This window comes from Pseudomonas furukawaii (assembly GCF_002355475.1).
Lineage (GTDB): Bacteria > Pseudomonadota > Gammaproteobacteria > Pseudomonadales > Pseudomonadaceae > Metapseudomonas > Metapseudomonas furukawaii.
Genome location: NZ_AP014862.1, coordinates 118,389 through 132,618, shown reverse-complemented (window position 1 = coordinate 132,618; position 14,230 = coordinate 118,389). Strand labels below are relative to the sequence as shown.

The 14,230-nt window shown below is 61.1% G+C and carries 7 protein-coding genes, 3 tRNA genes, 3 rRNA genes and 1 pseudogene; 1 reads left to right on the top strand and 13 read right to left on the bottom strand.

The window, feature by feature from the left end:
* Positions 1 to 29 precede the first annotated feature (29 nt).
* The 3 genes from KF707C_RS00625 to gabD all read right to left on the bottom strand — a co-directional run bounded on the left by KF707C_RS00625 (position 30) and on the right by gabD (position 4,550).
* On the bottom strand, positions 30 to 1,238 hold the full coding sequence (locus tag KF707C_RS00625) for an HDOD domain-containing protein (protein ID WP_003454409.1): 1,209 nt from the start codon (positions 1,236 to 1,238) through the stop codon (positions 30 to 32).
* Between the two features lie 250 nt (positions 1,239 to 1,488).
* A complete protein-coding gene (gabT, locus tag KF707C_RS00620) occupies positions 1,489 to 2,766 on the bottom strand; it encodes a 4-aminobutyrate--2-oxoglutarate transaminase (RefSeq protein ID WP_003454407.1) in 1,278 nt (425 codons plus the stop codon).
* Positions 2,767 to 3,098: 332 nt separating this feature from the next.
* Entirely contained in the window at positions 3,099 to 4,550 is a 1,452-nt protein-coding gene (gene gabD / locus KF707C_RS00615; RefSeq protein WP_003454403.1) for an NADP-dependent succinate-semialdehyde dehydrogenase, read from the bottom strand.
* Positions 4,551 to 4,870: 320 nt separating this feature from the next.
* On the opposite strand from gabD, the gene KF707C_RS00610 reads away from it, so the two are divergent.
* Positions 4,871 to 4,947 (top strand) — tRNA-Arg (locus tag KF707C_RS00610).
* 45 nt (positions 4,948 to 4,992) lie between these two features.
* On the opposite strand, the gene KF707C_RS00605 is transcribed toward KF707C_RS00610, so the two are convergent.
* The 10 genes and pseudogenes from KF707C_RS00605 to KF707C_RS00565 form a co-directional block, all read right to left on the bottom strand.
* A complete protein-coding gene (locus KF707C_RS00605) occupies positions 4,993 to 5,319 on the bottom strand; it encodes a PucR family transcriptional regulator ligand-binding domain-containing protein (protein ID WP_003454401.1) in 327 nt (108 codons plus the stop codon).
* Between the two features lie 62 nt (positions 5,320 to 5,381).
* Positions 5,382 to 5,840, bottom strand: coding sequence for an aromatic amino acid transport family protein (locus tag KF707C_RS30210; protein WP_003454400.1), 459 nt, complete (start codon positions 5,838 to 5,840; stop codon positions 5,382 to 5,384).
* Positions 5,841 to 5,886: 46 nt separating this feature from the next.
* Positions 5,887 to 6,682: pseudogene (locus KF707C_RS29615) on the bottom strand (FAD-dependent oxidoreductase).
* 27 nt (positions 6,683 to 6,709) lie between these two features.
* Positions 6,710 to 6,868 carry a hypothetical protein gene (locus tag KF707C_RS29290; RefSeq protein WP_003454399.1) on the bottom strand — a complete coding sequence of 53 codons (159 nt, stop codon included), beginning with the start codon at positions 6,866 to 6,868 and terminating at the stop codon, positions 6,710 to 6,712.
* A 144-nt stretch (positions 6,869 to 7,012) separates the two neighbouring features.
* On the bottom strand, positions 7,013 to 8,608 hold the full coding sequence (locus tag KF707C_RS00590; protein ID WP_003454397.1) for an inorganic phosphate transporter: 1,596 nt from the start codon (positions 8,606 to 8,608) through the stop codon (positions 7,013 to 7,015).
* 398 nt (positions 8,609 to 9,006) lie between these two features.
* Positions 9,007 to 9,122, bottom strand: a 5S ribosomal RNA gene (rrf, locus tag KF707C_RS00585).
* A 139-nt stretch (positions 9,123 to 9,261) separates the two neighbouring features.
* Positions 9,262 to 12,152: ribosomal RNA gene (locus KF707C_RS00580) — 23S ribosomal RNA — on the bottom strand.
* Positions 12,153 to 12,382: 230 nt separating this feature from the next.
* A tRNA-Ala gene (locus tag KF707C_RS00575) sits at positions 12,383 to 12,458 on the bottom strand.
* Between the two features lie 32 nt (positions 12,459 to 12,490).
* A tRNA-Ile gene (locus KF707C_RS00570) sits at positions 12,491 to 12,567 on the bottom strand.
* 65 nt (positions 12,568 to 12,632) lie between these two features.
* Positions 12,633 to 14,169: ribosomal RNA gene (locus tag KF707C_RS00565) — 16S ribosomal RNA — on the bottom strand.
* The 16S, 23S and 5S rRNA genes sit together here with 2 tRNA genes alongside, the layout of an rRNA operon.
* Positions 14,170 to 14,230: the final 61 nt, after the last annotated feature.

The following is a 14,230-nucleotide window of genomic DNA, read 5'->3' as shown; positions in this document are numbered from 1 at the left end:
AATGGCATCGCCATCGGCCATGAGTCGTGTCAACGCAACAGGCGCTGTGGTATGCGCTCCAGCAACCGGGGATCGAGGCGAAGGAGGCGTGCGGAGCGCTCTCCCAGCAGGCTGGCGAGCGGCTGGTCGTCCGGCAGTCGCAACAGGGCGGCGCAGAGGTTGAGGACCAAGGCTTCCCGAGAAAACACGCCGCTGCCCAGGCCATGGAAGGCGGCCACCAGTTCCCGCAGCCCGAACGGCAGGCGCCAGCGGATGCGCAGCGCCGAACCGAAGCTGGCGGCGCGTCGACGCAAGACGTCCTCCAGCTCCTCGTTGCCGAGGCTGCCACCGGCATCCTGCCAGTCCTGGAGGCTGCGCAGCAGCGCCAGTTCGCCGATGTTGTGCAGAAGCCCGGCGGTGTAGCAGAGCTCGGCATCCAGATCGAGTTCGCTGGCCAGCCAGTAGCCCAGCTCCGCACTGCGCTGGGCGGATCGCCAGACCGTCTCGGCCAGCTCCGCCAGACGCGGGTCCCGCAGGCGCGCGTTGCGCTCCAGGGCCATGCCCAGCACCAGATTGAGTACGCGGGTGATGCCGAGGCGCTGCATGGCCTGGGCCAGGGTCTGGCAGGGCATGCCCAGGTGCTGGGCGGCGCTGTTGGCGGCGGCGATCAGGCGGGCGGTGATCTGCGGATCGCGGGAAAACACCTCGTCCAGGTCACGCAGGTCCACCTGGTCGGCCTGCAGGGACTGGCTCACGGCTTCGCGCACGTCACCCAGCAAGGGGGCGCCCTGGCCTTCCTCACGCACGCTGTCGAGGTACTCCGCCAGGCTGTTGAGCAGCAGGGCCGGCTCAAGGCGACCGGCCCGCTCCTCGGCAGCCGGCAGCAGCGCCACAAGGCGCTTGCGCAGCTTGGCGGCATTGAAGGGCTTGCCGAGGTAAGCGGAAGGCGCCAGCGGGCGGACGGCGCGGACACTGGTGGCATCCACCCGACCGCTGATGAGGATGAAGGGCAAGGCGGGAAGTCGGGGGTGGCGCCGCAACTGGCGCAGCAGCTCGACGCCATCGATTCCGCCCAGTTCGCCATCGGCGATCACCAGGTCAGGCAACCCGCGCTTGCAGCGCGCCAGGGCTTCACGGCCATCGGCCACCTGCATCACCTTGGCGTCCGGACGTACATCGAGCACGAGCTGGGCCAGCAAATCGGACGTCCAGGGGTCGGGCTCGGCAATCAGGATGTGCGGAACCTTGGGGGTGGGCATGGCGATCTCGGCTGAAGGGTGGGTCGTCCCTGACGAAATGACGCACGTCCGGGAGCTGGCCGAAATGCAGATCAGATTCGTCTGAAAAAACTTAAGCGCGCAGTCTAATTCGGGGCCGTTCGGCTGGATAGTGGCCTAGTCCAGCGATCGTGAACTCATGCCGGGCGAGGTCGTACCCACGGCAAATGCGCCGGTGCGCACGGAAAGAAAAAGACCCGCCGGGGCGGGTCTTTCTTCAGCACCTGGGCGATCAGGCCAGTTCGTCGAAGCACTCGGCGACAATGGCGATGCCCTTGTCCAGCTGTGCGTCGGGAATGGTGACCGGCATCAGGAAGCGGATGACGTTGTAGTAGGTGCCGCAGGACAGCAGGATCAGGCCCTTCTCGCGAGCGCGAGCGACGATCTTGCCTACCAGCTCGGCAGCCGGCTTGCTCTCGTCACCGCCTTCGAACAGCTCGATGGCGACCATGGAGCCCAGGCCGCGGACGTCGCCGATGACCTTGTGCTTGGCCGCGATTTCACGCAGGCCGGCCTTCAGGCGCTCACCCACTTCCTGGCTGCGGGCCAGCAGGTTTTCTTCGTCGAACACCTTCAGCACGGCCAGGGCCGCGGCGCAGGCGATCGGGCTGCCGGCGTAGGTGCCGCCCAGGCCACCGGGGGCGATGCTGTCCATGATCTCGGCCTTGCCGCAGACGCCGGAGATCGGGAAGCCGCCGCCAACGGACTTGGCGAAGGTGGTCAGGTCAGGCACAACGCCCAGTTGCTCGGTGGCGAAGAAGGTGCCGGTGCGGCCAGCGCCGGTCTGCACTTCGTCGGCGATCAGCAGGATGCCGTGCTGGTCGCACAGGGCGCGCAGGCGCAGCATGAAGGCCTTGGAGTTGACGTAGAAACCACCTTCGCCCTGGACCGGCTCGATGATGATGGCGGCGATGTCCTGGGGCTGGGCGTCATTCTTGAAGATGCGCTCGATGCTGGCGATGGAGTCGTCTTCGCTCACGCCATGCAGCTCGCACGGAGCCAGGGCGCGGAACACGCCACCCGGCATCAGGCCCATGCCGGCGGAGTACGGAACCACCTTGCCGGTCAGGGACAGGGTCATCATGGTGCGGCCGTGGTAGGCGCCGGTGAAGGCGATCACGCCGGCGCGGCCGGTGGCGGCACGGGCGATCTTCACGGCGTTTTCGACGGCCTCGGAGCCGGAGGTCACCAGCAGGGTCTTCTTGGCGAAGTCACCCGGTACGCGCTTGGCGATCTCTTCGCAGAGCTCGATGTAGGGCTCGTAGGCCAAGACCTGGAAGCAGGTGTGGGACAGCTTGGTCAGCTGCTCCTGGACGGCGGCGACCACTTTCGGGTGCAGGTGGCCGGTGTTCAGCACGGCGATACCGCCGGCGAAGTCGATGTACTCGCGACCGTCGACATCCCAGACGGTGGCGTTCTCGGCGCGCTCGGCGACGATCGGGTGGATCTGGCTGACACCGCGGGCAACGGCAGCGGCACGGCGTTTCAGCAGGGATTCATTCTTGCTCATAAGTTCCTCACGGCCGCTCATCGGGCGGCGCAGTCTCAAGGATTAATGCCCCCGGTAGGGGCCGTCGCAGCATACGATGATCGACTGCGAGGGCTTGCCGGAGGCTCGTTTCTTCAGGGGTGGAGCTGGGGCGCCGCGCGCTCTTTCGCGCCTTGTCCCGTCTGGGGGAGCCTGCAGGGGCTCAACACTGTTCTACTGCGTGAAAGCCGGATTTGGCCATCTTTTCCGATTTCCCTCGTCAAATAGCTCGCTATTCTCCTCAGCCAACCGAAAAACCTGCCTCAAACCGGTCTTCCCCTCGTTACGAACGGTCGAGCCCAACAGGCTCCGGATCAGATACCGCCGAGGCAGAGATACTTGATCTCCAGGTAATCCTCGATGCCGTACTTGGAACCTTCACGGCCCAGGCCGGAGGCTTTCACACCGCCGAAGGGCGCGACTTCGTTGGAGATCAGGCCGGTGTTGATGCCCACCATGCCGTACTCCAGGGCTTCGGCCACGCGGAACACGCGGCCCAGGTCGCGGGCGTAGAAATAGGAAGCCAGGCCGAACTCGGTATCGTTGGCCATGGCGACCACGTCGGCCTCGTCCTTGAAGCGGAACAGCGGGGCCAGCGGACCGAAGGTCTCTTCCTTGGCCACGGCGGCGCTCTTCGGCACGTCCACCAGGATGGTCGGCTCGAAGAAGGTGCCGCCCAGGGCGTGGGGCTTGCCGCCGGAGAGCACCTTGGCGCCCTTGGAAACGGCGTCGGCGATGTGCTCCTGCACCTTGGCCACGGCTTTCTCGTCGATCAGCGGGCCGGTGGTGGTGCCCTCTTCCAGGCCGTTGCCGATCTTCAGCTTGGCCACGGCGGCCTGCAGCTTGGCGGCGAAGGCGTCGTAGATGCCGTCCTGCACGTACAGGCGGTTGGCGCAGACGCAGGTCTGGCCGTTGTTGCGGTACTTGGAGATCAGCGCGCCTTCGACGGCGGCGTCCAGATCGGCGTCATCGAAGACGATGAAGGGGGCGTTGCCGCCCAACTCCAGGGACACCTTCTTGATGTCCTTGGCGCACTCGGCCATCAGTTGGCGGCCGATTTCGGTGGAGCCGGTGAAGGACAGCTTGCGCACGATGGGGTTGCTGGTCAGCTCGCCACCCACTTCGCCGGCGGAACCGGTCACCACGCTCAGCACGCCCTTGGGAATACCGGCGCGCTCGGCCAGGACCATCAGGGCCAGGGCGGAATAGGGGGTCTGCGAGGCGGGTTTGATCACCATGGTGCAGCCGGCGGCCAGGGCCGGGCCGGCCTTGCGGGTGATCATCGCCGAGGGGAAGTTCCACGGGGTGATCGCGGCCGTGACGCCAATGGGCTGCTTGATGACGATCAGGCGCTTGTCCGGCTGGTGGCCGGGAATCACGTCACCGTAGACACGCTTGGCTTCCTCGGCGAACCACTCGATGAAGGACGCCGCGTAGGCGATCTCGCCCTTGGCCTCGGCCAGCGGCTTGCCCTGCTCGATGGTCATCAGGCGACCCAGGTCGTCCTGGTTCTCCATCATCAGCTCGAACCAGCGACGCAGCTTGGTGGAGCGCTCCTTGGCGGTCAGCGCACGCCAGGCCGGCAGGGCGCGCTCGGCGGCCTCGATGGCGCGACGGGTTTCGGCGGTGCCCATCTTCGGCACGCTGCCGATGATCTCGCCAGTCGCCGGGTTGTTGACCTTGATGGTCTGGCCGTTGTCGGCATCAACCCAGGCGCCATCGATGAAGGCTTGCTGGCGGAACAGCGCGGCGTCTTTCAGTTGCATCTCTGTCTCCTTCACACCGGCGCGACACGGGGCGCCGGGGCAGGTTGTCGTTCTTCGGCCCATGCAGGATTGGCCAGGAGGGAGTCGACCGAGCGGCCCGGATATCCTGGTACGGCAGGGGGCGTTTGAAATCTCAAACGGAATCCTAGGGTGCCGAAAACCTTAGGGCAATAGCCTGTTCGATAAAATCAACAAAAAGTCACTGCAGCTTGTCGAAATCCTGATCAAACGTGACCAGAACCGGAACCATCGTTCAACATCACGAACAAGGCGACGCGCATGGACGACAGCGCTGGAGATGGGTATGATGCGCCCCGCGTGCATCCGTAGCTCAGCTGGATAGAGTACTGCCCTCCGAAGGCAGGGGTCGTGGGTTCGAATCCCGCCGGATGCGCCAGACACAAGAAAGGCCCCAGGAGAAATCCCGGGGCCTTTTGCTTTTTCAGCGAGAACCTCTCAGTCCATCTGCCTTGTCCGGCGCCTCAGACTGTCGAAACGCACACTGCCCGCCATGAGGCGAGCCTGCCACGGACGAGGACCGGGTCCACCTGAAGGCCAGCCGGTGGAGGTAGCGACGCTGCTCCTCGGCGGTGGCGGGAGTGCCGAGGCCGGTGGTCATCAGCAGGTCGCCCTCGCCCAGCCACTCGGTGGGATCGGGTAGTTCGCAGACATGGGCCCAGCGAACGGGCCGGTCGAGGCCCGCCGCGCCGCTCAGCAGTCGCGAGCGGCGTTCCGGCAGGCCGAGCAGGTCACGGAGATTCAGAGGCATGTAGAGGGCGCTCCGGCGGTCCGCCACCAGGGTAAACGCCGGCCGTCTCCGCTGCCCCGGGCTCACCAGCTGGCGGGCAGCATGCCGAGTGCGGAGGCGACGGCATAGACGCCGCTGGCGGCGAAGATGGCGATGATCGCCACCTGGATCGACGGATGGGCGTACCAGCCGCAGGTGAACTCGGGCTGGCGATCCCCGGAGCGTCGGGCGGCGTTGAGCAGCAGGATCGGGATGATGCCCATCGGTACGCCGCCGAAGGTGCCCAGGTAACGGCGCGACAGGCCGCTGAGCTGGTTGTTGCCGCGGGTGCGCAGGCTGGCCTCGGCCATGTAGAGCAGGGTGATGATGCAGAAGAAAGAGGTGATGGCCAGGCAGGCCAGCCGCGGCAGGTAGCCGACCTTGCGGGCGGCGTAGGCCATGCTGAACACGCCCGCGCCGATGATGATGGCGATGGACTCCAGCGAGCCCAGGGCGTGCGCCTTGAGTCCGGATTCCGCTTCGGAGCGCTGGTTGATACCCACTTATCGTGTCCTCTGTTGTCGGGGTGCTGGGGGCGGCCGGCGGGGCTCATCCGAGAATCAGGTAGGTCTTGCGGACGGTCTCGCGGATGTCCCAGGTGCCAAGGGAGTTGGCCGCGAAGTAAAGGGCGTCGCCCGCCTGGAAGTGGATCGGATCCCCGGCGTCCGGCGTGAAGCTGCCGGCGGAAGCGCCCCGGGGTGCACTCCCAGATGCCGGTAGAGGCGTTCTGCCCGGGCAACTCCTGGTGCAGGGCAGTGGCGGCCCGGGCGACAGGCTCGCCGAGGGGCTGGCCGACCGGGGTGGCGGCCCAGGCGTTGGTGGCGAGGACGACGCGATCCGCCTGGATCCGCGCCTGGGCGGTGCTGACCTGTGCCGGGCGGCCGGGCAGGAGTTCGGTGACGCCGGAGCGCTCGTGGATCTCCACGCCCCTGGCCAGGGCCACCCGGCGCATGCCTCGGGCCAGCAGCGCAGGCTGTACGGTGGCATTGCTGCGCTCGAAGACGCCGGCCAGGAGAACGGTCGGGCCACCTCGGCTGCGTCCAGGCGCTGGAATGGCGTCACGCCCAAGGCGTTCGCAGGCCTGGAGGGTGGCGTTCCAGGCGTCCACGTGGCTGGGCGTGGTGGCCGTCCAGAGCCAGCCCTGCTGCCGGAAGTGGGCATCGATGCCATGTTCGGCGCAGAACTCGCCAAGTTCGGAGATGGCGCGCTCGGCGCTCTCGCCCAGGAAGCGCGCCTGCTGGGCGTCGCAGAAGCTCCTCAGGGAGCCGATCTTCGGCAACCAGGACATGACGAAACCGCCGTTGCGTCCTGAGGCCCCGCCCCCGCAGACGTCATGCTCGACCAGTATGACGCGGGCGCCAGGTTCGAGTTGCTAGAGCGTCAAGGCCCTCCACAGGCCGACGAAGCCGCTGCCCACCACGAGGAAATCGACCTTGTGGTTGCCGGCGATGGGCGTTCGGGCCGGTCTTCCGGCCTCGGCGGTCTCCAGCCAGTAGCTGGTCTTCAGGGGCGGGGTAAGCGGGAGTTTCATGTCGACGACCCGTGGGTGGCTGTGGGGTCGTGTCAGTTTCAGCAGGCGCGGCCGGCGCAACAATCGAGCGCGGCTAAGAAACGAAACGCCCCGCTCATACGATGGTATGAGCGGGGCGGTGGGTGGGTGCGATCGCGGGGCGCGTCAGAGCAGGCTTCTGAGCACCAGGAAAGCACCGGCGCTGAGCAGCGCCGCGGCGGGCAGGGTGATGATCCAGGCGAGGCCGATGGGTTTCATCAGGCCCCAATTCGTCTGGCGGTTGACCAGGCCGATACCGAGCACGGCACCGATCAGGATGTGGGTGCTGGAGACCGGCAGGCCCATGACCGAGGCCGCCATCACCACCCCGGCGGCGGCCAGTTCGGCGGAGAAGCCTGAAGCCGGGTGCAGTTGGGTGAGGTTGTGACCGACGGTCTGGATCACTTCCTTGCCGATGAACCAGAGGCCGACGATCAGTGCCACGCCGAAGGTGATCATGGCGATGGTAGGGATGGCCGCCTGGGTGCCGGTTTCCCCGGTGCGCAGCACATCGATGATCGCGGCGAAGGGGCCGATGGCATTGGCGATGTCGTTGGCACCATGGCTGAAGGCGAATCCGCAGGCGGTGAACACCTGCATCCAGCTGAAGATGAGGAAGGTCGCGCGGCCGAGGGGCTCGTCCCGCAGCGAACGGGCGAAGACGTAGGTGGACATCCATACGCCGACACCGATCATGCCCAACAATAGATAGCTGTTGAGGGTGGTCAGACCCAGTTCGAGGTTCTTCAGGCCCTTGAACAGCAACATGGAGCCGATGACCATGGCGCCGATTGCGGCCACCAGCGGCACCCAGGTCTCCAGGGCACGGTGAGAGGCGATGTCCTCGCGCTGTCGTTCGAGGTGATAGAGACCCTTGAAGTAGTCGGACTCCAGGTCTTCGGGATCGAAGTCCCGGTCGCTCATCAGTTGCTGGTCCCGCGCCATGGCGTGGGTGTAGGCGACCTTCTGCAGTTCAGAGAGACGGTCAAAGCCTTCCTGATGCTGGGCCTTGTGGGCACGCTTTTGTTCCCGCAGGGCTTCCAGGCGGTCTTCGGCGCGCTCGTTGTAACTGAGGATGTGCTTCTTGATCTGGTTGAACAGCAGGAAGGCCACCAGGCCGCCTAGCAGCGGAGAGAGTACCCAGGAAATGACGATCTCGCCGATCTTGCCCCACTGCACCAACTCGAACGCAGCGTCGCTCCCCTGCATCAGGATGCCGAGGGTGATGGAGCTGCCGACAATGGCACCAATGATGGAGTGGGTGGTGGAGACCGGATAGCCGCGCTTGGTGGCGAACAGCAGCCACAATGCGGCGGCGATCAGCGCCGACATCATGATGTAGACGAAGTCCATGGGCGCGACCTGCATGGCGCCCAGGTCGACGATGCCGCCGCGGATGGTCTGGGTGACGTGGCCACCGGCGATGATGGCGCCGGACACCTCGAACACGGCGGCGATGATAAGTGCCTGCTTGATGGTCAGCGTGCCGGCGCCCACAGAGGTACCGAAGGAGTTGGCGACGTCGTTGCCGCCGATGTTGAACGCCATGAACACGCCGAACAGTGTGGCCAGGACGAACAGCAGGATGTGGTTACCCTGGACGTAGTCAACGCCCCAGAACAGGAAGTAGCCAGTGACGGCGATGAACAGCGTGCTGAAGAACAGGCTGATGGGCGAGATGCCGGACGGCGACGCACTAGGGATCGTCGTGGGGTTGGTCATGGAAACTCCAAAGCATGGCCGATTGTCGCCGAGCCCAGGCCAGACGGCCCGCCACTCGACGGCACGAACCCCCAGGGTTCGTCGCCGCGCAAAATTAAGACAGTTTCATGACCATTTGATGACAGCGCATCGCTGGCTGGACGTCAGGTACGCAGCGGGCAGGAAGACGGCAGCTGCCTGCTCGATGGCGGGCGACAAGGCACACTTGCCAGTCCTCGGCGGAGGGCATGGGACGGCAGACGCAGTCTCGGCAGCGCGTTTGGGGGACTTTTGCGACACCCGATAGCCATCAGGCGCCCCACTGCCTGCGGCGCCCGTGAAGCGGCCTGTGCAGGTTTTCCGGGCGCCCAAAGACAAACCCCCGACACGCGTTAGCGTATCGGGGGTTTGGGATAGGAGCTTGACGATGACCTACTCTCACATGGAGAAGCTCCACACTACCATCGGCGATGCGTCGTTTCACTGCTGAGTTCGGGATGGGATCAGGTGGTTCCAACGCTCTATAGTCGTCAAGCAATTCGGTTGGGGCATCGTCTGGGACGCTACCCCTAATCAGGTATGTGACAGTTGTTGGCTTTGCGGTTCATGCGAACTTTCGGTTCACATCGACTTCACCAGTCGCACCCACAATCACCAGATTGTTTGGGTGTTATATGGTCAAGCCTCACGGGCAATTAGTATTGGTTAGCTCAACGCCTCACAGCGCTTACACACCCAACCTATCAACGTCGTAGTCTTCGACGGCCCTTCAGGGGATTCAAGATCCCAGTGAGATCTCATCTTGAGGCGAGTTTCCCGCTTAGATGCTTTCAGCGGTTATCTCTTCCGAACATAGCTACCCGGCAGTGCCACTGGCGTGACAACCGGAACACCAGAGGTTCGTCCACTCCGGTCCTCTCGTACTAGGAGCAGCCCCTCTCAAATCTCAAACGTCCACGGCAGATAGGGACCGAACTGTCTCACGACGTTCTAAACCCAGCTCGCGTACCACTTTAAATGGCGAACAGCCATACCCTTGGGACCGGCTTCAGCCCCAGGATGTGATGAGCCGACATCGAGGTGCCAAACACCGCCGTCGATATGAACTCTTGGGCGGTATCAGCCTGTTATCCCCGGAGTACCTTTTATCCGTTGAGCGATGGCCCTTCCATACAGAACCACCGGATCACTAAGACCTACTTTCGTACCTGCTCGACGTGTCTGTCTCGCAGTCAAGCGCGCTTTTGCCTTTATACTCTGCGACCGATTTCCGACCGGTCTGAGCGCACCTTCGTACTCCTCCGTTACTCTTTAGGAGGAGACCGCCCCAGTCAAACTGCCCACCATACACTGTCCTCGATCCGGATGACGGACCAGAGTTAGAACCTCAAGCATGCCAGGGTGGTATTTCAAGGATGGCTCCACGCGAACTGGCGTCCACGCTTCAAAGCCTCCCACCTATCCTACACAAGCAGGCTCAAAGTCCAGTGCAAAGCTACAGTAAAGGTTCACGGGGTCTTTCCGTCTAGCCGCGGATACACTGCATCTTCACAGCGATTTCAATTTCACTGAGTCTCGGGTGGAGACAGCGCCGCCATCGTTACGCCATTCGTGCAGGTCGGAACTTACCCGACAAGGAATTTCGCTACCTTAGGACCGTTATAGTTACGGCCGCCGTTTACCGGGGCTTCGATCAAGAGCTTCGCTTGCGCTAACCCCATCAATTAACCTTCCGGCACCGGGCAGGCGTCACACCCTATACGTCCACTTTCGTGTTTGCAGAGTGCTGTGTTTTTAATAAACAGTCGCAGCGGCCTGGTATCTTCGACCGGCATGGGCTTACGGAGCAAGTCCTTCACCCTCACCGGCGCACCTTCTCCCGAAGTTACGGTGCCATTTTGCCTAGTTCCTTCACCCGAGTTCTCTCAAGCGCCTTGGTATTCTCTACCCAACCACCTGTGTCGGTTTGGGGTACGGTTCCTAGTTACCTGAAGCTTAGAAGCTTTTCCTGGAAGCATGGCATCGACCACTTCGCTTTCTAAAAGAAAGCTCGTCATCAGCTCTCGGCCTTGAACACCCGGATTTGCCTAAGTGTTCGGCCTACCACCTTAAACTTGGACAACCAACGCCAAGCTGGCCTAGCCTTCTCCGTCCCTCCATCGCAGTAACTAGAAGTACGGGAATATTAACCCGTTTCCCATCGACTACGCTTTTCAGCCTCGCCTTAGGGGCCGACTCACCCTGCGTCGATTAACGTTGCGCAGGAACCCTTGGTCTTTCGGCGTGGGAGTTTTTCACTCCCATTGTCGTTACTCATGTCAGCATTCGCACTTCTGATACCTCCAGCAAGCTTCTCAACTCACCTTCACAGGCTTACAGAACGCTCCTCTACCGCTCGTCTTGCGACGAACCCGTAGCTTCGGTGTGTAGTTTGAGCCCCGTTACATCTTCCGCGCAGGCCGACTCGACTAGTGAGCTATTACGCTTTCTTTAAAGGATGGCTGCTTCTAAGCCAACCTCCTAGCTGTCTAAGCCTTCCCACATCGTTTCCCACTTAACTACAACTTTGGGACCTTAGCTGACGGTCTGGGTTGTTTCCCTTTTCACGACGGACGTTAGCACCCGCCGTGTGTCTCCCACGCTGACACTTCCAGGTATTCGGAGTTTGCATCGGTTTGGTAAGTCGGGATGACCCCCTAGCCGAAACAGTGCTCTACCCCCTGGAGTGATACGTGAGGCGCTACCTAAATAGCTTTCGAGGAGAACCAGCTATCTCCGAGCTTGATTAGCCTTTCACTCCGATCCACAAGTCATCCGCTACCTTTTCAACGGGAGTCGGTTCGGTCCTCCAGTCAGTGTTACCTAACCTTCAACCTGCTCATGGATAGATCGCCCGGTTTCGGGTCTATACCCAGCGACTAAACGCCCTATTAAGACTCGCTTTCGCTACGCCTCCCCTATTCGGTTAAGCTCGCCACTGAATATAAGTCGCTGACCCATTATACAAAAGGTACGCAGTCACCTAACAAAGTAGGCTCCCACTGCTTGTACGCATACGGTTTCAGGTTCTATTTCACTCCCCTCTCCGGGGTTCTTTTCGCCTTTCCCTCACGGTACTGGTTCACTATCGGTCAGTCAGTAGTATTTAGCCTTGGAGGATGGTCCCCCCATGTTCAGACAAAGTTTCACGTGCTCCGTCCTACTCGATTTCACTTCCAAGAACCTTTCATATACGGGGCTATCACCCACTATGGCCGCACTTTCCAGAGCGTTCTATTAGATTCAAAGAAGCTTAAGGGCTAGTCCCCGTTCGCTCGCCACTACTAAGGGAATCTCGGTTGATTTCTTTTCCTCAGGGTACTTAGATGTTTCAGTTCCCCTGGTTCGCCTCTTGCACCTATGGATTCAGTACAAGATACCTAGGTTATCCTAGGTGGGTTCCCCCATTCAGAGATCTCCGGATCAAAGTCTGTTTGCCGACTCCCCGAAGCTTTTCGCAGGCTACCACGTCTTTCATCGCCTCTGACTGCCAAGGCATCCACCGTATGCGCTTCTTCACTTGACCATATAACCCCAAGCAATCTGCCTGCGATCATGGTGTGAAGACGACATTCGCCGAAAATTCGCGCTTGAACTCGCAAATTTTGCCTTGAGTTGCTGAATGCAGTGAAACATTCAACAAGTCACTTCTATCACATACCCGAATTTTTAAAGAACGATTCTGAAGCAAAGTCCAGAATTCAATATCCAACCACGGATACTCAATTCTGCACTCTTGGCTGCCTGACTGGAGAGTGGTGGAGCCAAGGAGGATCGAACTCCTGACCTCCTGCGTGCAAAGCAGGCGCTCTCCCAGCTGAGCTATGGCCCCAATGTCGGCCGGTCATTCGACCCCGCGACAATTGGTGGGTCTGGGCAGATTCGAACTGCCGACCTCACCCTTATCAGGGGTGCGCTCTAACCAACTGAGCTACAGACCCAATCGCCTTCGCAATTGAATCAAGCAATTCGTGTGGGAACTTATGAAGAAGCTGATGTCTTCGATTAAGGAGGTGATCCAGCCGCAGGTTCCCCTACGGCTACCTTGTTACGACTTCACCCCAGTCATGAATCACTCCGTGGTAACCGTCCCCCTTGCGGTTAGACTAGCTACTTCTGGAGCAACCCACTCCCATGGTGTGACGGGCGGTGTGTACAAGGCCCGGGAACGTATTCACCGTGACATTCTGATTCACGATTACTAGCGATTCCGACTTCACGCAGTCGAGTTGCAGACTGCGATCCGGACTACGATCGGTTTTATGGGATTAGCTCCACCTCGCGGCTTGGCAACCCTTTGTACCGACCATTGTAGCACGTGTGTAGCCCTGGCCGTAAGGGCCATGATGACTTGACGTCATCCCCACCTTCCTCCGGTTTGTCACCGGCAGTCTCCTTAGAGTGCCCACCATAACGTGCTGGTAACTAAGGACAAGGGTTGCGCTCGTTACGGGACTTAACCCAACATCTCACGACACGAGCTGACGACAGCCATGCAGCACCTGTGTCTGAGTTCCCGAAGGCACCAATCCATCTCTGGAAAGTTCTCAGCATGTCAAGGCCAGGTAAGGTTCTTCGCGTTGCTTCGAATTAAACCACATGCTCCACCGCTTGTGCGGGCCCCCGTCAATTCATTTGAGTTTTAACCTTGCGGCCGTACTCCCCAGGCGGTCGACTTATCGCGTTAGCTGCGCCACTAAGATCTCAAGGATCCCAACGGCTAGTCGACATCGTTTACGGCGTGGACTACCAGGGTATCTAATCCTGTTTGCTCCCCACGCTTTCGCACCTCAGTGTCAGTATTAGTCCAGGTGGTCGCCTTCGCCACTGGTGTTCCTTCCTATATCTACGCATTTCACCGCTACACAGGAAATTCCACCACCCTCTACCATACTCTAGCCCAGTAGTTTTGGAGGCAGTTCCCAGGTTGAGCCCGGGGATTTCACCTCCAACTTGCTGAACCACCTACGCGCGCTTTACGCCCAGTAATTCCGATTAACGCTTGCACCCTTCGTATTACCGCGGCTGCTGGCACGAAGTTAGCCGGTGCTTATTCTGTTGGTAACGTCAAAACAGCAAGGTATTAACTTACTGCCCTTCCTCCCAACTTAAAGTGCTTTACAATCCGAAGACCTTCTTCACACACGCGGCATGGCTGGATCAGGCTTTCGCCCATTGTCCAATATTCCCCACTGCTGCCTCCCGTAGGAGTCTGGACCGTGTCTCAGTTCCAGTGTGACTGATCATCCTCTCAGACCAGTTACGGATCGTCGCCTTGGTGAGCCTTTACCTCACCAACTAGCTAATCCGACCTAGGCTCATCTGATAGCGTGAGGTCCGAAGATCCCCCACTTTCTCCCGTAGGACGTATGCGGTATTAGCTCGAGTTTCCCCGAGTTATCCCCCACTACCAGGCAGATTCCTAGGCATTACTCACCCGTCCGCCGCTCGCCGGCATCCCGAAGGACCCGCTGCCGCTCGACTTGCATGTGTTAGGCCTGCCGCCAGCGTTCAATCTGAGCCATGATCAAACTCTTCAGTTCAATACTGCTTGGGTTTTGAGAAAACCCTAAACCTGGCTCAGCAATCGCAAATAAACTCTCG

Coding starts and splice junctions, on each gene's coding strand:
- KF707C_RS00625 (WP_003454409.1), bottom strand. CDS start 1,238: ATGCCCACCCCCAAGGTTCCGCACATCCTGATTGCCGAGCCCGACCCC.
- gabT (WP_003454407.1), bottom strand. CDS start 2,766: ATGAGCAAGAATGAATCCCTGCTGAAACGCCGTGCCGCTGCCGTTGCC.
- gabD (WP_003454403.1), bottom strand. CDS start 4,550: ATGCAACTGAAAGACGCCGCGCTGTTCCGCCAGCAAGCCTTCATCGAT.
- KF707C_RS00605 (WP_003454401.1), bottom strand. CDS start 5,319: ATGCCTCTGAATCTCCGTGACCTGCTCGGCCTGCCGGAACGCCGCTCG.
- KF707C_RS29290 (WP_003454399.1), bottom strand. CDS start 6,868: ATGAAACTCCCGCTTACCCCGCCCCTGAAGACCAGCTACTGGCTGGAG.
- KF707C_RS00590 (WP_003454397.1), bottom strand. CDS start 8,608: ATGACCAACCCCACGACGATCCCTAGTGCGTCGCCGTCCGGCATCTCG.